This is a genomic window from Rhizobium sp. CF142, assembly GCF_000281145.1.
Classification (GTDB): Bacteria; Pseudomonadota; Alphaproteobacteria; order Rhizobiales; family Rhizobiaceae; genus Rhizobium.
In genome coordinates, this window is the sequence record NZ_AJWE01000008.1 from 1 (window position 1) to 22,605 (window position 22,605).

Below are 22,605 nucleotides of genomic sequence, written 5' to 3' on the forward strand. Positions count from 1 at the left end.
ACACCCGCCGTTTCGGCTCGTCTAGTGTCGGGCTGGCCTCGGTCTTCTCACCATCCAAGATAGCCGGTTCGGCATCCACCGTCGTACTCTCGCTCGCCCCGACCGCCTCGACAACGTCTGCCGTTTTCGAAGAGATGGACGGTGGCGGATTTTCCCTGTCACGCTCAAGCGCTTCCGCGATGCGATCCAGCTTATTGTCGATGCTGGTCAAGGGCTTCAATGCATCGTCCACCTTGGCGGACTGCGAGCGTGTTTCCGCGATCCCCTCCTCCATCCGCCGGAGATGGGCATCGGTCATATCCTTGATCGCGTCGATTGTGGGGGTCAGCTCGAACCGGATGACATCCTCGGGCGGCCTGATTTCTCCAAGACGGGTACCGACGCCCTCCACGGCGACACCGAACTTGTCGATGATCGTCGAGAGCTTATCCGTCGTCTCACTCAGTTTCCGGGTCGCTTCCGCTGCCTGATCGGTCACCGACCTATTGTGGTCCTCGATGATCGATGAAAGCTTGGTCGCGGCCTCCTGGATCGGGATGATGGCCTCCTTGGAGATCGCCTCGATGACCTTGCGAATTTCCTCGCCGTTCTTTTCCGCTTGGCGACCGATCTCCTCAAAGCCCTCCGTCAGCATCTGATTGCTGACCCGGCGGTAGTTCGAGAACTCGCGAGCGGACGTGTCGAGCTCGGTTCGGACCCGTCGCGTCATCTCCGCAAGCTCGTGGCGGGCACTGCGTTCGATGTCGATCGGATCGCGGCGCATCTGGTTGAAGAGGATGCGTAGCGTCACGCCCGCGATTGTCGATGTCACCGCGATACCGAAGTTCCGGACGATCGTCTCGATCGAAGTCTCCCCGGCGAACAGGTAGAGGGATACACCAAGGCTCGAAAGCGTAAACAGGAACCCCATGTAATAGAGGTTGTCGCCCGCCTGCTCATTGTGCAGCCGGAAACCAGCCAGCGCTATCGACGCCAGGAAGTAGATCGCCATTAGCACCAGAGGCACTGCCGTCACGACAAATGTCGACCCGGCGGCGAGTTTCGCCGACCAGATGAAGATCATTCCCCCGATCGTCACCGCTGCGAACAGCACGATAGGAGCCCAGTCCCGAAACGCAGTTCTTCCCGTGTCGTTTGATGCCATCACTCCAGTCCCTCCAGACGGGTGAAACCAGCGAACTCGCCGTTATTCTTCTCTACCCAGGATTTCCAGAACGCAGCCAAGTCCTCCATCTTGAACTTCTGGCCCGGCCGCTGGAAAGCGAGGACTTTGACCTGCACCCCATCCAAAGACGTCCGGAATTTCTCTCGTGCAGGACTGCTTTCGAATTTGGCGATCGAAACGCCGTCGCGATAACTGGAAAACGCCGCAGTATGTTCGACCATATCCGAGGCAACATACAAGGTCTTCGGAATGCCTGCAGGCAAGGGCTGGAAGGCTTCGAGGTTTATGCGCTGGATACCCGCCATGATCGGCGAGAATTCACCCGAAGCGCCAGACCCGAGTTTGCCCGCGATTTCAGCCAGGGGCTTCTGGAAACCCTTCTCCCAACGTTGCTGCACCAGCTTCGGATTGCTGGTCCACTCGTTGGCCAGATCGCCGCTGCCCGGATTGCAGCCGTGGAAGGTTCTTTCAAGCTCCCCTTCCTTCTCGGTCAGCGCGTAGACGTCGATCGCTCCGTTGACCGGAACGCCGGAAACCAGCCGCTGAAACTGGTTCTTGAGGTCAAGGGATGTCGTGCCTGAAATCGGGTCGGTGACATCCAAAAGGATGGCCGTCTCGCTGGTCGGACCCGTCGTCGGGCAGAGAGATGCCTTATCGAGCGAAACACTAGACATCGCCTGGTACTTAAGCCAGCCAAAGGCTCCGATCATGGCAAGCGCGACTGCCGAAAGTGCAATCGTCGCCACAACAGCGCCCGTCGAAAAGCCGCCTTTTCTGGAACGACTGCTACGCCGCCTGTTCCGCGCCAACGCCTGCCTCCGGGAATAGATTGTCCAGTCTGTGGTACTGCTCGACGGCCGTCTCGAACGTGGAACCGATTTTTCTGATCTGATCGCTGAGTTCCGCCTGGGCGACCTGGATGCGTTCCGACAGAACGCGATCGTCCCATTCCTCGCTCGTTTTCAGGATGGGCGTTATCCGCTCCAGCTTGTACCCAGTCGTGAAATATTGAGGCTCCGGCTCTGTTCTCGCAGCCCGGTTCGCCTCGCGGTAAGCAGTGAGAACGGCGTTTGCGGTGCGCTCGAGATGGCTCTGGTACTCCGCGAAAAGCCCCGTGGTCCGCGTACGATGAGCGATGATGGCAGCAGATTCCTGGCGGCGCGAGCTCAAATCCCTGACGATCTCTTCGATCTTATCGTTATGGTCGTCGCGGATCTTACGAAGGTTGTCGATCAGGTCCAGCTTCCCAGAAATGTAATTTTGCCGCGCATCGTCCAGACGGCGCTGGACGCCGGCAAAACCGGGATACGGGTCGGTCAACATGCATCCGTCAATGAATGCAAGGATCGAGAAGAAAATCCCGATGGCAAAAAGCATCCATGAGTTCAACTCGACCAAGCCGAGCGGGTTCTCGTGAACTCGTCGAATGACCTCGGTCCCCGCCCCTTCCAGAATGGTGGCCGATACCTCGCGATAGTGGGCCAGAGCAAGGTTCACGGCCAGCGCAACGACAATATAGGCTGCAAGGCCAAGCAATCCCCCGAGCTTCAGTAGCCATGACCGGTGGACGAGATTTCGAACGCAGAAGAAGGCGAACAACAGCGCAGCGCCGATATTGAGCACCGCGAAGACAACCGCTTCGGTGATGCCGCCAATGATGCCCTGTTCGCTGCCCTTGGCCAGGAAGTTACCATTCATGACGATTTCGATGAGGACCAGGACCACTAGCAACGCGATCTTGACGCTCGTTGCCCCGGCGCTCGGTACCTTCGCCGCCCGATCCAGCCGATGCTGCCTCTTGAAAGACGTCATCTCGTCTTCGGCGATCTTGAGATCGCGGCGCAAGCCATGGAGTTCGTCGACGCCGCTGGCGATCTCCGCCTTGAAATCGGAAAGACTGGATGCGTTTGCCTGCCGGATGAGCCCGAACTGCCCCTCGAAATCGAGATTGCGAAGCCGTCCGTCGAACGTCTGGGACTGGTCCTCCAGAACTTGGTAGGCCGACGCCTTCTCCTGTTCGATACGGCCGACGATACGCTGCTCAACCTCGTCGAGGGACTGTGCCGACGGCGCGGGACGGTTAGCCCTTCCGTTGTCGGTACCCTTCTCCCGCACTTCCAGCGTCTGGACCAGTTTGTCCGTATCGAGTGACGGGAAAATCTCCGTGGATGCACGGAAGTCGTGACTGGATTCGCGAACACTGGTCCAGAGCTTGTTTAGTGCTTCAAACGGCAATGCGTCCTCATCGGAAACATGGTTGCGGAAATCCTAACTTGCAATGCGTAGCTCAGAGGTTGTGATCGGTCCAGCAGCTGCGTCAACGGTCGGGGTTTAATCGCTCACCACGGTTAACCTGTGTCGGAAAGAAAGACCCCGTCTTGGGCGGCGGGATAGGCACATCCGATGACACGATCGGCGCTCCACCGCTCCACACAGGCTATTGAGCAGAACGTACCCTCCGATCCCAAGGATCGACAACAAACAATGAAGCGTATCGGAGCTTTCAGCATCGCGGCGCGCGATTAGCGCGCGAAAGCGGGAATTCGCGTCGCACGAAGGCGTGAGGAGGGCAGCCGCAGGAGCGTCGGCGTCAGTCGACGCGGGACCGACTGCCCCGCGCCATCGTGTTCCGCTTTCCGGCCGACGTCGCGACCGGTGGCGCTCATCGTAGTCGACGGTCGGGTTGCATCCTCTCATCTTCCCAGGCACACCAGTGCCGGCGCTCGGAAACAACCCGCCGCGTCAAGCTCGGCACTATTGCCGTCATAGACAACTTACGTGCCCCCAATTGTCGCAGAAGCGCGTCAAACGACCGCTCTCAAAAGCGACTTTCCGTGAGTGTCCCCCGAAGCGCTACATGTTCTAGAGGAAGATGAGGATGATGAACGCCCGTCAGTGCAACCACTACAAAAAGGAATGTCGCAAATACTGACGAGGCGATACCCCGATTTCGTTTTTTGGATTTTCGTCTGAAAAATGACACCGAAGATCCAACCACGAGGGCAAGGAACCAAAAAACCAAGAATTCGCCGAATCCTTGCGTGATGATTTCTGACGGTGAGCGGAACAAGCCAAAGATCGATTCAAATCCTCGAACCGACTCGTACACGTTCATTAAAACAACCGCTAACAGCGAAGTGATTGAGGAAACAAATAGGAGCCGTCGCATCTGATCCTTGATATTGCTCGAATTGGCGATTGACCCTATCAGATCTCCTGTTTCTCTCGGGTTATGACATTGGTTAAAATTGACAGCGACCCTGCGCAGCAAACCAACCGCGGAAGTAAAAGACGATGACGTCCCCTCCGCCATCCATTGCAATCGACTGCAGTGCCTTGAGGACTCATGCCAACCTAAGACTTAGCCGGCGCCAGCACGAAATCGTACTCGACCTGCCAGAATTTTCCCTCGAATCCGAGCTCGTTTGCGCGCGCGGGATCTTCCGTCAGCTTGAAGTCGGCAAGAAGGCTCTCCTTCACACCAAACACTGCGTCCGAATGGATGTAGGGATCGTCGGGATCAAAGATGTGCGTAACAAGTGTTTCGAACCCTTCCGCCTTGATGATGTAATGCAGATGCGCCGGCCTGAAAGGGTGTCGGCCGAGCGCACCCAACATCTGCCCAACCGGCCCGTCATCGGGGATCGGATAATATTTGGGCTTGACCGCGCGGAACCAATAGTGCCCGTCCTTTCCCGTTCGAAATACGCCGCGCAGGTTGAAATCCGGCTGGATGCCTTGCTGCTGCACGTCATAGAAACCTTCGTCATTGGCCTGCCAGACATCGAGGACGGCATTAGCGATCGGCTTGCCATCGGTATCCAGGATGCGGCCACCGATGACCATGTCCTCGCCCTTGTGGTCGAGGCAGATATTGGCACCTATCGGCAGTTCCGGCGCATCGGCGACATGGAACGGTCCGAGTACCGTGCTCTCCGAGGCGCCGGTGGGTTTGCGATTGTTGATCGCATCGACCAGCATCGAAACACCGAGCACATCCGACAGCAGGATGAATTCCTGCCGCCAGTCGGTACAGGTGTGGCCGGTGCGCGTGAGGAAAAGGATCGCATCCATCCACTCCTCCTGCGTCGGTTCCAGTTCCTTCACCGCCTCGTGGAGCTTGCGGGTGACCACTTCCATGATCACCTTCAACCGCTCGCTCTTTGCCCCGCCATTGCGGCTGGTGACGACGTCGACCGAATTAGCCTCGGTGAAATAGCCGTTTTCTTCAGTACCCATGACGACCTCAGCGATCCAGGATTGTTTTCAGGACACGGCGCAGTTCGGCTTCCGGCTCTGAGACCGCCGCATGCGAACGCCAGGCGACATGATGATCGGGACGAACGAGCAAGGCGCCGGAATCGCTGATCGCGCGCGTGCGCGCCCAGTCACCCGTCAGATCCTGCCAGACCTGCCGGGGGCCTATCTTATGGACGGCGATCGGCACTCCGAATTCCTTCGACAGCGCCTTTGCCGCGGAAACCCAGCCGTCGCCACCGATCCCGGTCAGGATCGTGAAGAGGCCATGACCGGTGAGATCGAGGCTGGAAACCTTTTCACCCTGCGCCCCGAAGAGCCAGACATGCGGCAGCCTTGCACCAGGCCATGTCGTCGGCTGGCAATGAAGTTCGGCATCCTTTTCGAAGGCGGGTTCCGCCTGCCCGTCCTTGACGATCGCCTTCGATGCATAGCGATGGTTCATTTCGACGCCATGAGCATCAAATTCATAGACCTTATAGGCAATGGCGTCGCGGATTGCCGCGCGCTGGCGTTCGGCGGCTTCGCCGTCATCGCAACGCGCGTCCATGTTCTGCTGCATCTTCACCGGATCAACGGAATCCAGAAGGCCAAGCGCCTTGAAGATCGGACCGAATTCCTCGATCGATTTGTTGGCGCGGGTGACGATCTGCTTGGCGATCGGCGCGCGCTCGGCCTGATAGCTGTCGAGAAGGCCCATTCCAGCCTGTCCTCTGATCACCATGGCAAGCTTCCAGGCAAGGTTGAACCCATCCTGGATCGAGGTGTTGGAACCGAGGCCGTTCGATGGCGGGTGTCGGTGCACGGCATCGCCCATGCAGAAGACCCGGCGGTTAGACAGGGTCGTCGCATACATGTTGTTCACCGTCCAGGTGGAGACCGACTTGATCTTCGGCTCAAGGTCGGGAACGCCGACCAGTTCACGCACGACCTTGGTGGCAAAAGCGTTGTCGACGGCAGGCGCCGGCTGGTTGATGTCATAACCCCAGACGATCAACCACTCATTCCAGGGCCGCACCATGCGCACGAGGCCCATACCGATACCGCCGACATCGGCGCCTGGCTGCAGCACCCAGTAAAGCACCGAGGGACGATGGGCGACATAGCGCGACAGATCAGCCTCGAAGAGGATATTCATCGAGCCGGCGACCCCCATCCGGCCCTCGAAGGACAGGCCGGCATGTTCGGCGACCTTCGAATTGCCGCCGTCTGCGCCGACGAGGAATTTCGAGCGGATCGTCACTTCCTTGCCCGTCAGGCGATCTAGGCAGGTCGTCGTGACCCCATCAGCATCCTGGACGTGGCTCAAATATTCGGTCGACATGCGCGACTGGGCGCCGCGCGAGCAGGCCGTCTTGAAGAGCAGCGGCTCCATATAGGTCTGCGGCAGGTCGTTCATCCGACCTGGCGAGGACAGGAGATGTTCGGCGCGCGACAGCGGATGATTGCCCCAGCTCTGCATGCGGCCGATTTCCTCGCCGGCCACCGCCGTACAGAAGACGTTCTGGCCCATCAGGTCCTGTTCGGTCGCAAAGAGATAGGCCTCGTCTTCAACATCCCGGCCGAGATCGCGCAGGACCTCCATCGTGCGCTGGTTGGTGATATGCGCTCGTGGCGTATTGGCGAGCCAGCGATAGCGATTGATGATAAGTGGCTCCAGACCGTAGCTCGCAAGCAACGCGGCGGTCGCCGAACCCGCAGGTCCCGTGCCTATGATCAAGACGTCGGTGGTGATATCAGCCATTCGGCCCTCCCTTTTCATTTGGTAGAACAGGTCCGCCCCTAAGCAGGCGGCGAACCGGAAAGAGTTCCCAACCGGTGCGGTCGGATATCAGCCCCCAGAGCCCCCGGGGCGCAAACAGCATGGTGACGATGGCAAGCGCCCCGAGCGCCAGAAGGTACCAGGAGCCGTAGGCCGAAAAGGCGTTCCGCAGGAAAAAGAAGACCAGCACGCCAAGGATTGGTCCTTCGATCGTGCCGATGCCACCGATGACCGTGATGAAGATGACATAGGCCGTCCAGTCGGTCAGCGAGAAGGCGGCATCGGGCGATATCCGCCCCTTCTGGAGATAGATGAGCGCGCCGATGATGCCGGTGATGAAGGCCGTCAGCAGGTAGATCATCGTCTTCAGCCGGCGTGCATCGACGCCGAGTGCACGCGCAGCCGTCTCGTTGTCGCGCACTGCGGCAAGGCCGAGACCCTGGCGGCTGCGCAACAGCTTGTAGACGGTCGCGATCGTTGCGGCCGTAACGATCAGTGCGAGCCAGAAGGACAGGGCATCGGCTGCCGCGGCCGCCCGCATGCCAAACCAGTCTTCAAGCATAGAGATGCCGAGCATGTCGCGGGTCGCATCCCGCGGCAGCGACGTGCCGGTGCCGCCGCCAAGCACCTTCCACTGGGCAAGCAATAGCCGCCCGACTTCGGCAATCACCCAGGTTCCGATCGCAAAATAGGGGCCGTACAGGCGAAAGGCGAAGAAAGCCGTCGGTACGGCAACCAGCATGGCCGAGACGCCGGCAAGTGGAATGGCGAGGATCGGATCGAGCCCGGCAAGGATGACGAGACCGAAGAGAGCATAGGCACCGCAGCCGACGAAGAGCTGCTGGCCGACCGAAATCAGCCCCGCATAGCCGGCAAGCAGGTTCCAGCTCTGCGCCAGGGTCAGCATCGTCAGGATGAAGAACAGATCCTGCACCACCCCGCGTGGCAGGAAAAGCGGTGCTGCCGCAAGGCCGGCGAGCCCAACCAGGCAGACCAGCGAAAAGACCTGGGACAGCCGTGTGCCTGTTTCGATCCTCCAATCCGGGGATGCTTGACTATCGGTCGTCATGATTTCCAAACCCGTGGTCATGGCGGGGCCTCAATCGACAGCGCGCGGAAAGAGGCCGCGCGGCCGTAGGAGCAGAACGATCAGGAAGGCGATATGACCGGCAAGGATCTGCCATTCCGGATTGATGGCGGCGCCGATCGTCTGCGCCAGCCCGAGGATGACGCCGCCGACAAGCGTACCCCAGAGCGATCCGAGACCGCCGATGATCACAGCTTCGAAAGCATAGATCAGCCGCGCCGGCCCGGCCGTCGGATCGAAATTTGCCCGCATGCCGAGATAGAGTGCGGCGATCGTCACAATCATCATTGCCAGTCCCGTAGCGATCGCAAAGATCGAGTTCGGGCGAATGCCCATCAGGCCAGCCGTGACCACATCATCCGACGTGGCGCGGAAGGCGCGCCCGAGGGCCGTGCGATAGATGAGCTGGTTCAAGGCGACAATCACCACGACAGCCGAGCCGGAAGTCAGAAGCGGCATCAGTCCGGCATTGATGCTGCCCAGCTGCAGCGAGGCCGTCTCCAGAGACCCGGCGGAGATCCTTCTGCTGTCGGCAGTGAAGGCCTCAAGAAGCCCGTTCTGGATGACGATGGAGAGGCCGAAGGTCACAAGCAGCGGCGGCAAGACATCCTTGCCGAGCGTGCGGTTGAGAAGGTGGTATTGCAGCAGCCAGCCGATCGCAAACATCAGGGGCGCTGCAATCAGCGCCGCGATGAACGGATCGAGGCCGAGCGACGAAACGAGAAGCAGAATCAAAAACGCTGCCAAAACGATGAGGTCGCCATGGGCAAGATTCACAAGCCGCATGATGCCGAACACCAGGCTGAGGCCGGCCGCAAACAGGGCATAGAGCCCGCCGAGCAACACGCCCTGAAGAAGCGTATCAAGCCAGTTCATCGCTGTCGGCTCCAAAATAGGCTGCATGGATCTGGGTCCGATCGAGGTCCGCCGGGCGCCCGCTCAGGGTGATCCGTCCCTCCATCATGCAATAGACGCGATCGGCGACCTTCAGGGCCTGGGCGATATCCTGCTCGACGACGACGATCGCCATCCCGGATGCGCGAATACGGCTGAAGGCTGCGTAGATATCCTTGATGACGACGGGCGCCAGACCGAGGCTGAGTTCATCGCAGAGCAGGATCTCCGGATTCGACATCAGGGCACGGCCAATTGCCACCATCTGCTGCTGGCCGCCAGAAAGCGCGGTCGCCGGATTGCCTCTTCGCGCTTTCAGGATCGGAAACAGCGTGTAGACGCTTTCCAGCGACCAAGGGCCGGAGCGCTTACAGCCGTAGCTGCCGACCTGCAGATTTTCTTCCACCGTCAGCGAGGCAAAGAGCTTGCGCCCTTCCGGCACGAGAGCGATGCCGCGGCGCACGATATCGAAAGAAGGCATTGCACCGATCGCCTCGCCCCGATGCAAAACCATATCAGCCCGGTTGGCAATCACGCCTGCAATCGAGCGCATCAGCGTCGACTTGCCTGCCCCGTTGGCGCCGATGACGGCAATCGTCTCGCCGGCATCGAGATCAATATCGATGCCGAAAACGGCTTGGAAGTCGCCGTAAAAGGCCGTCAGGCCGCGGGTTTCAAGAAGGCTTGCCATCAGACCTCCATACCGAGATAGATGGCGCGCACCTCGTCCGAAACCATGATCGCCTCCGGTGAACCGATACCGACGACACGCCCGAAATTGAGAACCAGGATGCGCTCGGCAACCGCAGTCAGCGCGTGCAGCACATGCTCGATCCAGATGATGCTCATGCCGCGCTGGTGAATGCGCCTGATCGTCGCCACCAATTGCCGGCATTCGCCCTCTGTCAGGCCACCGGCAATTTCGTCGAGAAGCAGGAGCTTCGGCCGGGTGGCAAGCGCGCGGGCAAGTTCCAGCCGCTTGCGCTCTAGAAGGGTCAGCGATGCCGCCTGTCTGTTGGCTTTGGCGATCAAACCGGTCTCGACCAGGATGTCGGCGCAGAAGCCTGCGACATCGGCTTCGCTCGCCCGCGTGCCGAAAGCGCCTGCGACCAGCAGGTTTTCATAGACAGTCAGACGCTCGAAGGGCTGCGGGATCTGGAAGGTGCGGCCCATGCCGGCAAGGCAGCGCTGCATCGGCGGCGTCTGGGTAACGTCCCGGCCGTCGAAGCGGATTGCCCCGCCCGCAACGGACAGATTGCCGTTGATCAGGTTGAAGAGCGTGGATTTGCCGGCACCATTCGGCCCGATAACGCCGAGCGCTTCGCCCGGCTCCACCGAAAAGCGGATATCCTCGGCAACGACGAGTGCGCCGAAGGATTTCGAGACAGCGTTGAGTTCCAGGATGGGCATCGGCCAATCTCCGCAAAGATCCGCCCGGCTGCTAAGCCAGGCGGATGCGCGCCTTACGCCAGGGCTTCGAGCTTGCCGCCGAGCGGCACGTTCGGGGCAAGGCCGTTTTCGACGACGACGAGATCGTAACCGCCGCCCGATTTCAGCCGCCACTGACCGCCGACCAGCGGCGTCTTGGCGACGTTCTTCTGGGCGAAGGGCGGAAGCTTCTCATTGCCCCAGGCAATCGGTCCGACAAGCGTATCGAGCTTGGTCTCGCTAATCGCTTTTGCTACCGCATCACCGTCGCTGACATCGCCGGCGCGCTTCATCACGTCGACGGCAAGCTCGAACAGCGCGTGGGCAAAACCGATCGGCTGCGTCCAGGGACGGCCGGTCGATTTCGTGAAGGCATCGGCGACGGCAGCCGTCGTCTCGCCCGTCAGCGAGGATTTGAACGGATGGCTCGGTGTCCACCAGACTTCCGTCGACAGATTGTGGCCGGCATTGCCAAGCGCCTCGACGGTCTGCGGGAAGAGCAGCGCCTTGCCGATCGAGGCGATCTTCGGTTTCAGGCCCTGCTGCTTGGCTTGGTTCCAGAAGGTGGTGAGATCGGGCGGGATCATCACGCCGGTCAGGATTTCGGTTTGGGCCTGCTTGAAGGCGTTTATCTGCGCGGAGAAATCATCCGTCAGGTTCTGGTAGCGGCCTGTATCGGTCAGCCCGTAGCCGAGCTTTTCGAGCACCGGCGGGAAGCCGACGACCTTGTCGCCCCAGGCATTGCCATCCCCGTCGTTCGGAAACAGCCCGCCGATCTTCTTGTTGGTTTCGATCTGTCCCCACATGCGGGTGAAGACGGCGATGATATCCTCGAGCCCCCAGAAGAAGTGATAGGCGTAATCGAAGGGCTTCCATGAGGCTGGATCACCGGGATTGCCCTGCTGGCCGATAAACCAGGGCTGCCAGGGCGCGACCGTGGAAATGCAGGGCATGCCCTCGCCTTCGCAGGTCGTCGAGACCGGATTGGTCGTCTCCGGCGTCGAGGATACCAGCATCAGATTGATCTGGTCGTCGACGATCAGTTCCTTGGCGACCTCGGCAGCGCGGTTGGGATTGGACTGGCTGTCCTTGACCACGACCTCATAGTTGAGACCGAGCTTCTTGGTGGTCGCGAGAAAGGCGTCGACAACGAACTTGTCGGCTTCACCAAAGGCGGCAAGCGGACCGGTTTGCGGGCTCACATAGCCAAGCTTGATTGCCGCCGTCTGGGCGATTGCCGGCGCTGGAAGGCTGGATGCGGCAAGTACGGCTCCGCAGGCGGCTGTCGTCTTCAGAAAATCGCGTCTCGTAAACATGTGTCCTCCCATTGTCCTCTCCTCCCAAAGAGTGCGTAGTCAGGCAGACGATCAATCTGCCGGTCGGCGGCCGTCCCAGGCCCCCTGCAAAAGCGCCCGGATCGAATCCCGGTCGATCGGGCGCGGGTTCCAGTATGGATTTTCGACAGCAATCGACGCCGCGTGATCGAGATCGGCCTCGCTCAGCCCGAATTCTTTCAGCGACAAGGGCGCGCCAATCGACTTGGCAAAATCCCAAAGGCCGCCGCCGATCGAGCCTGCGAAGAGATCGGCAGCAGGGGCAAGTTCGGTTGCTGCGGCCTTGGCGTTGAATGCGGCCGTATGCGGCAGCATCACCGCATGGGTCTCGGCATGCGGTGTGTCGAAGGAGCCGCCGAGCGTGTGGCAGATCTTGTGATGCAGCGCCATGCCGACCGTGCCAAGCACTGTGCCGCAAAGCCAGGCGCCATAGAGCGCCTCATTTCGGGCGTCGGTGGCATCGGGTGCCGCAACGATTTTTGGCAGGCTGCTGGCAAAAGCGCGCAGCCCCTCGAGCGCCATCAGGGTCGAAATAGGATTACGATCACGTGCATAAAGGCCCTCGACGGCATGCGCCATGGCGTTGAGGCCGCTCGTCACACTCATCGAAACCGGTAGCCCCAGGGTCAAGGCCGGGTCGTAGATAACGATTTCCGGGAGTATTCGCGCGTCCCGAACAGTCGTTTTCCGACCGCCTTCGGTCTGGCCAAGAATGGGTGTGACCTCCGAGCCGGCATAGGTGGTCGGGACGACGATCTGCAGAAGGTCGGTGCGATAGGCAATCGCCTTGCCTAGGCCGGTCGTCGATCCTCCACCAAGCGAGATCACACAATCCGCCTCGGTTTCGGCCACCATTTTCATCGCAGTCTCGGTCACGTCGACCGGCGTGTGCATGGTAGCGCCAGCAAAAACACCGCAGGCAAGGGAGCCAATTTCGGTTGCCAGCGCCTCCGCATCCGCCCTTTGATGGGGCGTTGCAAGGACGAGCGCCCGCTTGCAGCCGGCTGTTACAATCCATTCGGCGACCTTGCTCCTGCTGCCATCGCCGAAGACAATCCGGGCCGGACTGCCGGCATAGGAAAATGCATCGATCATGCCGTCCTCCCCGGTTTTGCCCGGACCATGACGAAGGTAAGTTTGACCGCCTTTGCGCTGCGACCGTCGACCTCGAGGGGATCGAAAGAGGTGACGAGTTCGGGCCGCACGCCGAACAACGCGTCTTCGTGCAGATGCGGGTCACTCGCGTCGTAGACATGCGTCGTAATCGTCTCGAAGCCCTTTGCACGCACGACGAAATGCAGATGCGCCGGCCGGCGCAAGGGATAACCGGCCGCAGACAGCAGCCGACCGACTGGACCGTCGGCCGGCACGCCGTAGCCGGACGGAACAATAGAGCGATAGGAAAAGCACCCCTCTACATCGGTTCTGAACAGGCCCCGCAGATTATGTTCGGGCTGGAGATCCGGTTGCTGGTTCTCGTAGAAGCCCTCTGCATTGGCCTGCCAGGTCACGACCTCAGCGCCTGCGACGGGCAGGCCGTCGAGATCCTGGACGCGAACCGACACCATAAGCGGTTCGCCGATGCCATCGAGTGAGATCGACGAAGCCGAGGCACGTGCAGGCGCATCGGCACGGAAGAAGGGGCCGCGAATTGTGTTGGGGGTTGCCCCCTTCGGCCGGCGCGAATTGATGTCTTCGATAAGTGCCGAAGCGCCGATCAGGTCGGACAGAAGCACCCATTCCTGTCGGCGCTCGTCTGAAGCGTGACCGACCTCCGTCAGGAAAGCGATGAACCTTCGCCACTCGTCCTGGGTCGGCCGAAATTGCTTGATGAGGTCGTGCGCATGGGTCACGGCGGCTGCGAGCAATTCGACCAGCCTGGCGTCCCTGTCGGGAGAAAAGCGCTCAGCGAAGGCTTCAGACGATGTCGCCTCGCTGAATGTGAGCGGTTGAGAGCGCCCCGCCATGCCAATCCTCCCCGACTTGCTCTGCGACGTGTGGGAAGAATAGCAGGCAGAGCCACATCGATTGATGATTTTGTTGAGAGATAATATAACCGATCGTTATGAAGATTGATGAGCGTCACCTGATCCAGCTCGCCGCTGTCGTCAAGACCGGCGGCGTTACCGAAGGCGCGGCTTTGCTGGGGCTTGCACAACCTGCCGTCTCGCGCACCTTGTCCATGTTGGAAAAGCGCCTGGGCGAGCCGCTTTTCGTCAGGGGCCGGCGGCCCCTGCAGCCGACAGGCTTTGGCCTGGCGCTCGCCGAGCATGGTTTCGTCATGTTGGCGGCCTCCCGCAAGGCCTCCGATCTCGTCGAGAGTTTCAGGGTCGGCAAGAGTGGCGTCGTGCGCGTCGGCGGCACGCCTTTTTTCATGGATGGACTGATCGCTGGGATCTGTGCGGAGTTTCAGTCGAGCCATCCCGACGTGCGCATCGATCAAAGCTACGGCTATTTCCCGGATCTCAGGGCCGCGCTGAAAGCCGACCAGATCGATCTCGCTATCTGCCCGATCGATATTCTCGATGAAGGCTCGGGGCTCGAGTTTCAGCAGATTCTTCCCGGCCGCAACGTTGTCGCCTGCCGGGTCACGCATCCCCTGCTCTTGAAACGGCGGCCGCAGCCGAGCCATCTTCTCGAATATCCCTGGGTCGCACCGCCGCCGGGTAGCCCTTTGCTTGCGGATTTGCGCGCGCTTCTTCTCTCATTCGGAGCAACCGAGCTCAAGATCCGCTATTCGGGCGGTTCGCTGATGGCGGTGATCAACTATCTGAAGACCGCCGATGCGCTGACGATCATGCCCCATAGCGTCGTCTTTGCGCAACGCAAGGACAAATCGATCACGGCATTACCCATCACCATTCCGCATCCCGAACGGGCACTGGCGATCCTCAGCCGTGTTGATGCGCACCGTTCGCCCGCCGTCGACCAGTTTGCCACATTTGTCCGCTCCGGTTTCGAAAGCTTGCGCCACCTGATCAAACGCCACGAAGAGGCGGTCGTCTGGGGTCTTTGATGTGCCGGTCGTTCCGACTGGTGAGGATTGTTGTCGGCACTTCCGGGACGAGACATGGTAGGGCCGGCTGAACGAGATGAAAGTGCCGCTTCTCTTCGTTCACGGCACGGCCGACCCGTTGTGCAACATCAGGCACAAACCTGTTCATCAGATACCAAATTAGAAAGCCTTCGGGGGATCCGATGCGCAGCCGAGAAGACGAGGCTACCGGACACCTTTGCATCCGGTAGCCTTGCGTTCATTCGACTTTGGTGTTCTCGATGCTGAGACCCGACTGGAATGTCAGGAAGCCGGGCATGTTCGTAAAACCGGTTACACCCTTCCTGACGGCGTAGTTCTGTTCGCGCCACATGAAGTAAACGAGCGGCGACAATTCGAGCGCTCTATCGACGAAGGCGTCATAGACTTTCGCTCTCTCGCCCTTGTCGGTGGTTGCCCTGCCCTTGTCGAGCAACTCGTTGATCTGCTGATCGTTGAAGTACGGGGAATTGTTGGTTCGGACGAGCTTGTCGCCGCCGTAATAGTAATTGCTCAGCCAGTCGGCGTCGGTAATCTCGCCGAGGCTGCCGAGTACGGTAAAATCGTAGTCTGCAGCGGTTGCCTTTGCCATGCGACTTGCCCAGTCCGGGAGGTCGAGCTTCACCTTGATGCCGATTTTTGCAAGCTCCGACTGAATGGCGATCGCCGTATTCTGATGGAAGCTATATTGCGATGACGCGAGCAGTCGCGCCTCAAAGCCATTCGGATACCCTGCCTTGGCGAGCAGTGCCTTGGCCTTCTCAATGTCATGCGAGAAATAGTTCGCCTTGGCTTCGGAATAGCCCATATAGCCCTTCGGAATGGCAATGCCGTAAATCGGGCTGCCCAGGCCATTGAAGGCGGTATTGATGATCACGCTGCGATCAACCGCGTAGGCGATTGCCTGGCGAACTTCCGGCTTCGAAAACGGCTCGAATTTTGTATTGAACTGCAGTCCCATGAACGGGCCAGTGTTCCGCAAGAGCTCGGTATCGGGTCCCTTTTCAAGATCGGCAGCGTCCTTGGCCGGAACATAATCGATGATATCGACGTCGCCCGATTTCAGCGCGTTCACGCGCGTATTCTCGTCGCTGTAGAAGACGTAGTGGACCTCGTCCAAATCCGGTTTGCCGGGCTTGTAGTAGCCGTCATATTTTTTGACGACGATCTCCCGCCCGCGCGTCCAGCCGGCGAATTTGAAGGGACCGGCACCGATCGGCGAGGCGGTCGGATTATCGGCATTCTTTGCGAGCCACGCCGCCGGCACGATGACGGATTCCGGCAGCGCAAGATAGTCGACGAGCGCGACCGACGGGCTCGAAAGGATCAGCTTCACGGTCTTTTCGTCCGGCGTTTCGATCTTGGATATGATCGAAAGCTCGTTGCGGAAAGCGGCTTTTCCCTTAGGGTCGAGAATTCTCTCCAGAGAGGCTTTCACATCGGCAGCGGTTACGGGAGAACCATCATGGAAGGTGGCCTTTCGCAGATGGAAAGTGAATTCCTTTGCGTCGGGGCTGATGTCGTAGCTTTCGGCAAGTTCAGGCGTGATCTTGCCGTCGACACCATAATTTACAAGCCCGCGATGGATCGCCAGCTTGACTGTGCGGCCGGACGTACCGGGCTGGATGACAGTGTCGAGGGTCGATGGCTCTCCCGAAAGGCCGAAGTAAAGGGTGCCGCCTGCGAGCGCACTCGTCGCGGTCAGACCCAGAAGGCTCACAGCGAGAGCCATTTGGAGAATTCTCTTCATGATGTTCCCTTTCTTTGTTGAAGATTGTCAGTTTTCGCGAAGTCTCGGATCGAGATGGTCGCGAAGCGCATCGCCGAGTACGTTGATGGCGAGAACGGTGAGCGCGAGGCACACGGAGGGCCAGACAACATACATGGGATTCTGGCTGAGATAGCCGCGCGCCGTCCCGATCATCTGCCCCCATGATGGCTCGGGCGGCACGATGCCAAGACCGAGAAAACTCAGGCCGGATTCGAGCAAGATCGCTGCTGCGATCGTCAATGTCGCCTGAACGACCAATGGCGACAGAATGTTGGGCAGGATCGCCCGCAAGACGACGCGAAGATAACGCGCGCCCATGGCGTGCTCGGCTTCGACGAATTCCTGCCTGATCACCTGCAGGGTCGCCGATTGCGCGACGCGTGCAAATTGCGGGATGAAGATGATGCCGATGACCACACTGAGGCTGACGACGCCGCTGCGCCAGAAACCGACGGCGAGCAAGGCAAGCAGGATTGCCGGGAAACTCAGCATGATATCGACGCCACGCATGACGAAGAAGGCCAGGACCGGCCGACTGTAGGCGCCGACGATGCCGCAGGCCGTGCCGCCTATGGCGGCGATGATAGTGGAGATGACCGCCACCAGGATCGTCGGGCGGATGCCGACTAGGAGACGCGATAAGATATCGCGACCGAACTCGTCGGTGCCGAGCAGGTATTGCGTCGAACTCGCCTGATTGACCGCGTTTTGGTTGATGGCGAGCGGATCGTGCGGGGCGAGAAGAGGCCCCGCCAGTGCAATCGCGAGAACCACCGTCACGACAAGCAGACTGGAGGCAACGAGCGGTCGGCGAAAAAGAAAGGTCGTCTTCATGCGCGTTTCCGGCGGATGCGTGGATCGAGCAGGCTGTAGAGGATGTCGACGCACAGATTGATCAGGATGAACAACGCCGCGATGGTCAGGATGCTTCCCTGGACCAGGGGATAGTTGCGGTTCGAAACGGCCGTGACGAGAAGAGTGCTCAATCCCGGCCAGTTGAAGAGGGCCTCGACCAGGACCGTGCCACCCATCAGGTTGCCAAGTTGCAGACCGATGATCGTCACGATCGGGATCGCCGCATTGCGAAGGACGTGAATCCATATCACGCGGCGTTCGCGCATTCCCCTCGCCCGCAGAGACCGCACAAAATCGCGACCCAGGATCTCCAACATCGAAGAACGCGTCATGCGGGCGATCGAAGCGGCGAGCCCGAGGCCGAGAGTAACTGCCGGCAAGGTCAGCTTCTGAAAATGCAGGAAGGCGTTTCGGGAAATGTCGGTGTAGCCGCTCGAAGGCAGCCATCCGAGCTGGAGGCTCAGCAGCAGAACAAGAAGCGACCCGAGAATATAGACAGGCACTGAAATGCCGAGTGTCGAGAGCGACGTCAAAAGACCGTCGAGAAAACGTCCGCGTCGCAGGGCGGCCGCAATGCCGACCGGCACACCGATGATGGCGGCAAGGACGATCGCAGCACTGGCAAGCTCGATGGTCTTGGGAAGGCTGGAGGTCACGTACTCGACGACGGGAACACCGTCGAGAGAGTTGCCGAGATCGCCGGTGGCGGCATTGCCGAGCCATTTGAGATATTGGGACAGGACTGGCTGGTCGAGACCCAGTTGCTGACGCATCGCGGCAACTGTTTCCGGAGAGGGATTGCTCTCTGGCCCCAGCAGCAACAGCACCGGATCGCCCGGCATGATGTACATGATGGAAAATACGAGGGTCGCGATGACCCATAGCTGGACGAGTGCCGTAATGAGCCTTGATCCCAGCGTGATGACAAATGTCGATAGGGTCTCCATCAACGCGCCTCCAGAGCGGTTAGCTGCACGGTGCCGATCTTCGGCACGGCGCTGAGAAGCGTACGGGTATATTCAGCCTTGGGATTGTCGAAGACGTCTGCGGCAGGGCCAGTTTCGACGATCTTGCCCTTCTGCATCACCGCGATCGTATCGCTGACGTGGCGGACTACGGACATGTCATGCGAGACGAACAGGTAAGTCAGGTCAAATTCGTCCTGCAGATCCTGCAGCAGATTGAGGACTTGCGCCTGAACCGACACATCGAGCGCCGAGACGGCCTCGTCGCAAATCAAAAGCTTCGGGTTGAGGGCAAGAGCGCGGGCGATGACGATGCGCTGACGTTGGCCACCCGAGAACTCGTGAGGATAACGGCGCATGGCGTTGCGGGGCAAACCGACGGCGTCGAGAAGCTTCGCGACCGTTGCCTCACGATCGCGTCCCTTCTGGTGGATGTCGATCGGCGCGGCGACAAGGTCGGTCACCGTCTGTCGCGGATTGAGGGAGCCATAAGGGTTCTGGAACACCAGGGCGAAGTCGCGACGCGCTGCACGCAATCGGTCGCGGTCAAGCGAGACCAGATCGCGCCCCTCAAATTCGATGGAGCCGCTGTCCGGTTCCATCAAACGCATGACGAGCCGAGACAAGGTCGATTTTCCGCAGCCCGATTCACCGACAAGACCGAGCGTGGAGCGGGCCGGGATCGCAAGGCTGACGTCGTCGACAGCGCGAAAGGCCTGCGGCGCTGAAAGGGCGCTCTCACGAGTCCAGAAGGTCTTTGTCAGGTTCCGGATGTTGAGTAACGTTGCGCCCTCCGGCTCCGACGCAGGTCGCACCTTAGGCGCCGATCGGGCCTCGACGATACTTGAGATCGCACCGCGGTCATCCCTGCCAATCACAGGGAGACGGCTCTTCGGTGCGGAGACAGACGGCATCGAGGCGATCAGCGCTTTGGTGTACGCGCTGCGCGGCGACACAAAGAGATCGCCTGTGGTGGCCTCCTCCATGAGATCACCACGATAGATGACGGCAACGCGGTCGGCGACCTCGTAGATGACCCCTAGATCATGCGTGATGAGCAGAATGGCGGCGCCGATTTCCTGGTTGAGGCTGCGCAGGAGACCAAGCACCTGCTTCTGTACCGTGACGTCAAGGGCTGTCGTCGGCTCATCGGCGATGATCACATCCGGCTTGCAGGCGACCGCCATGGCGATCATGACACGCTGGCACTGTCCGCCCGAGAGTTCGTGAGGATAGGAGCGCATGCAGCGCGTCGGATCGGCGATCCCGACTCGGGCCAGCAGATCGTAGGCACGTTCGCCTGCCTGCCGGCGGTTCACCCGCTCATGCAGCAGGATCGCCTCGATGATCTGGCTTCCACAGGAAAACACCGGGTCGAGTGATGCCATCGGATCCTGAAAGATCATCGCGATGCGCTTGCCGCGCAGCTTTCGTAGAACGTCGGGCCGCGCCGTCAGCAAATTCGCGCCGGCAAAGTCGACACGTCCGCTCGTCACGACCGCATTGCGCGGCAGAAGGCCCATCGCAGCCAGCGAGAGGATGGTTTTCCCGCTGCCGCTTTCGCCGACGAGACCCAGAATTTCACCTGACGTCAGCGAAAGTGACACGCCGTTGACAGCGGCGCGCAGCCCCTCGCCCGTCTTGAAGGCGACGGAAAGATTGTCGATTCTCAGAATTTCCCTACCCGGCATACCGCGATCCGATCTGCGATTTCTGCCCTCCATTGCCGGAGAGCCTGTTCCCGTAGTTTTTGAGCGCTTATGCGCATATTTTGAATTATTAAGGCACAAAGCGCCAAACTCCGTCAAGCATACGTTTGTATTTTGGGAGAAACTTTTCTTGAATGGAAGTTTTTGAAGCTTTTTTTGAGATTTCTACCAAATTCTGGCTTGTCAGAAATGAAAAGCCCGCTTACCGTCAATGCAAACGAATGCACAACCGGGCGGTCACGCCAGGGGGAATGGACAATGACACCAGAACATCACCCACGCGTGGCGCTGATTTCAGGGGCGAGCCGCGGCATTGGGCTCGCAATCGCCCGCGAACTCGTCGAACATGGTTATCGCCTCAGCCTCGGCGCCCGCGACGTGAAGGCGCTGGAGGCGCAGCTCGGCCCGGAAAACGATCGGCTGCATTATGCGCATTTCGATGCCTACGATCCGGCAACGGCGGAGCAATGGGTGGCTGCTGCTGCCGCGAAGTTTCAAAGGATTGACGCACTCGTCAACAATGCCGGCCTCGGCGAGCGCGTGTCGCTCATGGACGACAACGACGAGGCGCTCGACCGGCTCTGGGCCGTCAATGTAAAGGCGCCACTGCGCCTCACCCGTCTTTGCATGCCCTATCTTGAAGCGACGGGCACCGGACGTATCATCAACGTAGCCTCGCTGTCCGGAAAGAGGGTCAGAAACGCCTTCGTCGGCTACAACATGACCAAGTTCGCGCTGATGGGGCTGACCCATACGACGCGTCATGTCGCCTGGGAAAAGGGCGTGCGCGCAACGGCCATATGTCCGAGCTTCGTGCGCACCGAAATGAGCTCTTATACGAACAAGGTCACCCCTGATGAGATGATCCAGCCGGAAACCCTGGCCTCGCTCGTGCGCACTGCGATCGAGCTTCCCAACAATGCAGCAATGGCTGAGATGCTGGTGAACTGCCGGCTCGAAGACATGCTCTGATCAGTGCCGGCGAGATAGAACCATGTCACGTATTATTCCCGACGCCGTCCCCTCCACGCAGGCCCTGCCGGCAAAGGTGGATGTCGTCGTCATCGGCGGCGGGATCGTCGGCGTCTCGACTGCGTTGGAGCTGGCCGAACGCGGTGTATCCGTCGCGGTTTGCGAAAAAGGTCTTGTCGCGGGCGAGCAGTCGGGTCGCAACTGGGGCTGGGTGCGGCAGATGGGTCGTGACCCCTCCGAACTGCCCCTCGCCATCGAGAGCCTTTCTCTGTGGAAGGGTATGAACGCTCGCACCGGCGAGGAAACCGGATTCCGGCAAACCGGCATCGCTTATCTTTGCCGCAACGCGCGCCAAGAAGCAGAATACGAGGCCTGGCTGGTGCATGCTCGCGATTTCGGCCTCGATTCCAGACTGCTGCGAAGCGAGGAATTGGGCCAGCACCTGCCCGGCATGACCGGAGGGTTCACCGCTGCCCTGCATACCTCCACCGACGGCCGTGCCGAACCGTTCAAGGCAGCGCCGGCGATTGCCCGTGGCGCCATCCGCGCCGGCGCCCACGTGATGACGGGCTGCGCGGTCCGGTCCATCGAGCGCTCGGGAGGTGCTGTCAGCGGTGTGATCACCGAACGCGGACGTATCGCCTGCTCCTCGGTCGTCCTGGCCGGCGGCGCCTGGTCGCGGCTCTTCAGCGGAAACATGGGGATTGATTTTCCGCAGCTGAAGATCCTCGGTTCCGTGGCACGGGCCACCTCGGTAGAGGGCGTGCCCGAGCTGCCGGTCGGCGCGGACAATTTCTCTTTCCGGCGACGATTAGACGGCAGTTTTTCGATTGCCATGCGCAACGCCAATATTGCGCCCATCGTGCCCGACAGCTTCCGCCTGTTTGCCGACTTCGTGCCAACCCTAATCAAGAGCTGGCGCGAGCTGAAACTTCGCGTGGGCAATCGGTTCATCGAAGAGTGGCGGACCCCCAGCAGCTGGGCTCCAGACGAGATCACGCCCTTCGAACAGGTGCGTATTCTCGATCCCGTGCCTTTCGAGCGCTTCAACCGGGAGGGCCTTGCACATCTGGTCAAGGCATTTCCGGCCTTTGCCGAGAGCCGGATCACGCAGAGCTGGGCCGGCTTGATCGACGTGACGCCGGATGCGGTTCCGGTCATCTCTCCGGTCGGCGGCATTCCCGGCTTCTTCATTTCCAGCGGCTTCTCCGGGCATGGGTTCGGCATCGGTCCGGGTGCTGGAAAGCTGATGGCCGACATCGTCACCGGCGCGCGACCCTGCGTTGATCCCGCGCCATTCCGTTTCGATCGTTTCAAGAAGACCAAGGCAGCCTGATCCGCTCGCTAAAACCTTGGCCACAGAGGGTGAAGA

At 60.2% G+C, this 22,605-nt stretch carries 19 protein-coding genes; 3 read left to right on the forward strand and 16 right to left on the reverse strand.

All coding sequences use genetic code 11. The features are described from left to right. From PMI11_RS01230 to PMI11_RS01285, 12 genes are all read right to left on the reverse strand, one after another. On the reverse strand, window positions 1-1,144 hold a 1,144-nt coding region (locus PMI11_RS01230; protein WP_007812469.1), incomplete at its 3' end, for a hypothetical protein. Continuing rightward, window positions 1,144-1,974, reverse strand: a complete 831-nt coding sequence (locus PMI11_RS01235; protein ID WP_007812470.1) for a hypothetical protein — start codon at window positions 1,972-1,974, stop codon at window positions 1,144-1,146. The genes PMI11_RS01230 and PMI11_RS01235, both read right to left, overlap by 1 nt. Continuing rightward, entirely contained in the window at window positions 1,952-3,400 is a 1,449-nt protein-coding gene (locus PMI11_RS01240) for a hypothetical protein (RefSeq protein ID WP_007812472.1), read from the reverse strand. The genes PMI11_RS01235 and PMI11_RS01240 overlap by 23 nt, the downstream gene beginning before the upstream one ends. A gap of 1,119 nt (window positions 3,401-4,519) precedes the next feature. After that, a complete protein-coding gene (locus PMI11_RS01245) occupies window positions 4,520-5,404 on the reverse strand; it encodes an intradiol ring-cleavage dioxygenase (RefSeq protein WP_007812473.1) in 885 nt (294 codons plus the stop codon). A 7-nt stretch (window positions 5,405-5,411) separates the two neighbouring features. Next, entirely contained in the window at window positions 5,412-7,166 is a 1,755-nt protein-coding gene (locus tag PMI11_RS01250; protein WP_007812474.1) for an FAD-dependent oxidoreductase, read from the reverse strand. Further along, complete coding sequence (locus PMI11_RS01255; protein WP_007812475.1) at window positions 7,159-8,274, reverse strand: branched-chain amino acid ABC transporter permease; 1,116 nt, start codon at window positions 8,272-8,274, stop codon at window positions 7,159-7,161. The genes PMI11_RS01250 and PMI11_RS01255 overlap by 8 nt, the downstream gene beginning before the upstream one ends. A gap of 9 nt (window positions 8,275-8,283) precedes the next feature. After that, on the reverse strand, window positions 8,284-9,147 hold the full coding sequence (locus tag PMI11_RS01260; RefSeq protein ID WP_007812476.1) for a branched-chain amino acid ABC transporter permease: 864 nt from the start codon (window positions 9,145-9,147) through the stop codon (window positions 8,284-8,286). After that, window positions 9,134-9,856, reverse strand: a complete 723-nt coding sequence (locus tag PMI11_RS01265) for an ABC transporter ATP-binding protein (RefSeq protein WP_007812477.1) — start codon at window positions 9,854-9,856, stop codon at window positions 9,134-9,136. The genes PMI11_RS01260 and PMI11_RS01265 overlap by 14 nt, the downstream gene beginning before the upstream one ends. Continuing rightward, window positions 9,856-10,575: an ABC transporter ATP-binding protein gene (locus tag PMI11_RS01270; protein ID WP_007812478.1), complete on the reverse strand. Its 720-nt coding sequence runs from the start codon at window positions 10,573-10,575 to the stop codon at window positions 9,856-9,858. The genes PMI11_RS01265 and PMI11_RS01270 overlap by 1 nt, the downstream gene beginning before the upstream one ends. A gap of 53 nt (window positions 10,576-10,628) precedes the next feature. After that, a complete protein-coding gene (locus PMI11_RS01275) occupies window positions 10,629-11,909 on the reverse strand; it encodes an ABC transporter substrate-binding protein (protein ID WP_037070530.1) in 1,281 nt (426 codons plus the stop codon). Between the two features lie 51 nt (window positions 11,910-11,960). Beyond that, on the reverse strand, window positions 11,961-13,022 hold the full coding sequence (locus PMI11_RS01280; RefSeq protein ID WP_007812480.1) for a maleylacetate reductase: 1,062 nt from the start codon (window positions 13,020-13,022) through the stop codon (window positions 11,961-11,963). Further along, window positions 13,019-13,894 carry a dioxygenase family protein gene (locus PMI11_RS01285; RefSeq protein WP_007812481.1) on the reverse strand — a complete coding sequence of 292 codons (876 nt, stop codon included), beginning with the start codon at window positions 13,892-13,894 and terminating at the stop codon, window positions 13,019-13,021. Before PMI11_RS01285 ends, PMI11_RS01280 begins: the two co-directional genes overlap by 4 nt. A 98-nt stretch (window positions 13,895-13,992) precedes the next feature. Here PMI11_RS01285 and PMI11_RS01290 point away from each other — a divergent pair, with 98 nt between their 5' ends. Next, on the forward strand, window positions 13,993-14,943 hold the full coding sequence (locus PMI11_RS01290; protein WP_007812482.1) for a LysR family transcriptional regulator: 951 nt from the start codon (window positions 13,993-13,995) through the stop codon (window positions 14,941-14,943). Between the two features lie 238 nt (window positions 14,944-15,181). Here the strand turns inward: PMI11_RS01290 and PMI11_RS01295 are convergent, their stop codons facing one another. The 4 genes from PMI11_RS01295 to PMI11_RS01310 are packed head-to-tail and all read right to left on the reverse strand — an operon-like array spanning window position 15,182 to window position 20,243. Continuing rightward, window positions 15,182-16,711 (reverse strand): ABC transporter substrate-binding protein, encoded by a 1,530-nt coding sequence (locus PMI11_RS01295; RefSeq protein ID WP_007812483.1) that lies wholly within the window; start codon window positions 16,709-16,711, stop codon window positions 15,182-15,184. Between the two features lie 27 nt (window positions 16,712-16,738). Beyond that, window positions 16,739-17,566 (reverse strand): ABC transporter permease, encoded by an 828-nt coding sequence (locus PMI11_RS01300; RefSeq protein ID WP_007812484.1) that lies wholly within the window; start codon window positions 17,564-17,566, stop codon window positions 16,739-16,741. Next, window positions 17,563-18,534, reverse strand: coding sequence for an ABC transporter permease (locus PMI11_RS01305; RefSeq protein ID WP_007812485.1), 972 nt, complete (start codon window positions 18,532-18,534; stop codon window positions 17,563-17,565). Before PMI11_RS01305 ends, PMI11_RS01300 begins: the two co-directional genes overlap by 4 nt. Continuing rightward, a complete protein-coding gene (locus tag PMI11_RS01310) occupies window positions 18,534-20,243 on the reverse strand; it encodes an ABC transporter ATP-binding protein (protein WP_037070550.1) in 1,710 nt (569 codons plus the stop codon). Before PMI11_RS01310 ends, PMI11_RS01305 begins: the two co-directional genes overlap by 1 nt. Window positions 20,244-20,519: 276 nt before the next feature. Between PMI11_RS01310 and PMI11_RS01315 the strand changes: the two genes are divergently transcribed. Beyond that, window positions 20,520-21,233, forward strand: coding sequence for an SDR family NAD(P)-dependent oxidoreductase (locus PMI11_RS01315; RefSeq protein ID WP_007812487.1), 714 nt, complete (start codon window positions 20,520-20,522; stop codon window positions 21,231-21,233). Window positions 21,234-21,255: 22 nt separating this feature from the next. Next, window positions 21,256-22,569, forward strand: a complete 1,314-nt coding sequence (locus PMI11_RS01320; protein ID WP_007812488.1) for an NAD(P)/FAD-dependent oxidoreductase — start codon at window positions 21,256-21,258, stop codon at window positions 22,567-22,569. Window positions 22,570-22,605: the final 36 nt, after the last annotated feature.

Excerpts from the sequence above, each read along its gene's own strand:
- PMI11_RS01245 (WP_007812473.1), bottom strand. The coding sequence starts at position 5,404 with ATGGGTACTGAAGAAAACGGCTATTTCACCGAGGCTAATTCGGTCGAC.
- PMI11_RS01250 (WP_007812474.1), bottom strand. The coding sequence starts at position 7,166 with ATGGCTGATATCACCACCGACGTCTTGATCATAGGCACGGGACCTGCG.
- PMI11_RS01255 (WP_007812475.1), bottom strand. The coding sequence starts at position 8,274 with ATGACCACGGGTTTGGAAATCATGACGACCGATAGTCAAGCATCCCCG.
- PMI11_RS01260 (WP_007812476.1), bottom strand. The coding sequence starts at position 9,147 with ATGAACTGGCTTGATACGCTTCTTCAGGGCGTGTTGCTCGGCGGGCTC.
- PMI11_RS01265 (WP_007812477.1), bottom strand. The coding sequence starts at position 9,856 with ATGGCAAGCCTTCTTGAAACCCGCGGCCTGACGGCCTTTTACGGCGAC.
- PMI11_RS01270 (WP_007812478.1), bottom strand. The coding sequence starts at position 10,575 with ATGCCCATCCTGGAACTCAACGCTGTCTCGAAATCCTTCGGCGCACTC.
- PMI11_RS01275 (WP_037070530.1), bottom strand. The coding sequence starts at position 11,909 with ATGTTTACGAGACGCGATTTTCTGAAGACGACAGCCGCCTGCGGAGCC.
- PMI11_RS01280 (WP_007812480.1), bottom strand. The coding sequence starts at position 13,022 with ATGATCGATGCATTTTCCTATGCCGGCAGTCCGGCCCGGATTGTCTTC.
- PMI11_RS01285 (WP_007812481.1), bottom strand. The coding sequence starts at position 13,894 with ATGGCGGGGCGCTCTCAACCGCTCACATTCAGCGAGGCGACATCGTCT.
- PMI11_RS01290 (WP_007812482.1), top strand. The coding sequence starts at position 13,993 with ATGAAGATTGATGAGCGTCACCTGATCCAGCTCGCCGCTGTCGTCAAG.
- PMI11_RS01295 (WP_007812483.1), bottom strand. The coding sequence starts at position 16,711 with ATGAAGAGAATTCTCCAAATGGCTCTCGCTGTGAGCCTTCTGGGTCTG.
- PMI11_RS01300 (WP_007812484.1), bottom strand. The coding sequence starts at position 17,566 with ATGAAGACGACCTTTCTTTTTCGCCGACCGCTCGTTGCCTCCAGTCTG.
- PMI11_RS01305 (WP_007812485.1), bottom strand. The coding sequence starts at position 18,534 with ATGGAGACCCTATCGACATTTGTCATCACGCTGGGATCAAGGCTCATT.
- PMI11_RS01310 (WP_037070550.1), bottom strand. The coding sequence starts at position 20,243 with ATGCCGGGTAGGGAAATTCTGAGAATCGACAATCTTTCCGTCGCCTTC.
- PMI11_RS01315 (WP_007812487.1), top strand. The coding sequence starts at position 20,520 with ATGACACCAGAACATCACCCACGCGTGGCGCTGATTTCAGGGGCGAGC.
- PMI11_RS01320 (WP_007812488.1), top strand. The coding sequence starts at position 21,256 with ATGTCACGTATTATTCCCGACGCCGTCCCCTCCACGCAGGCCCTGCCG.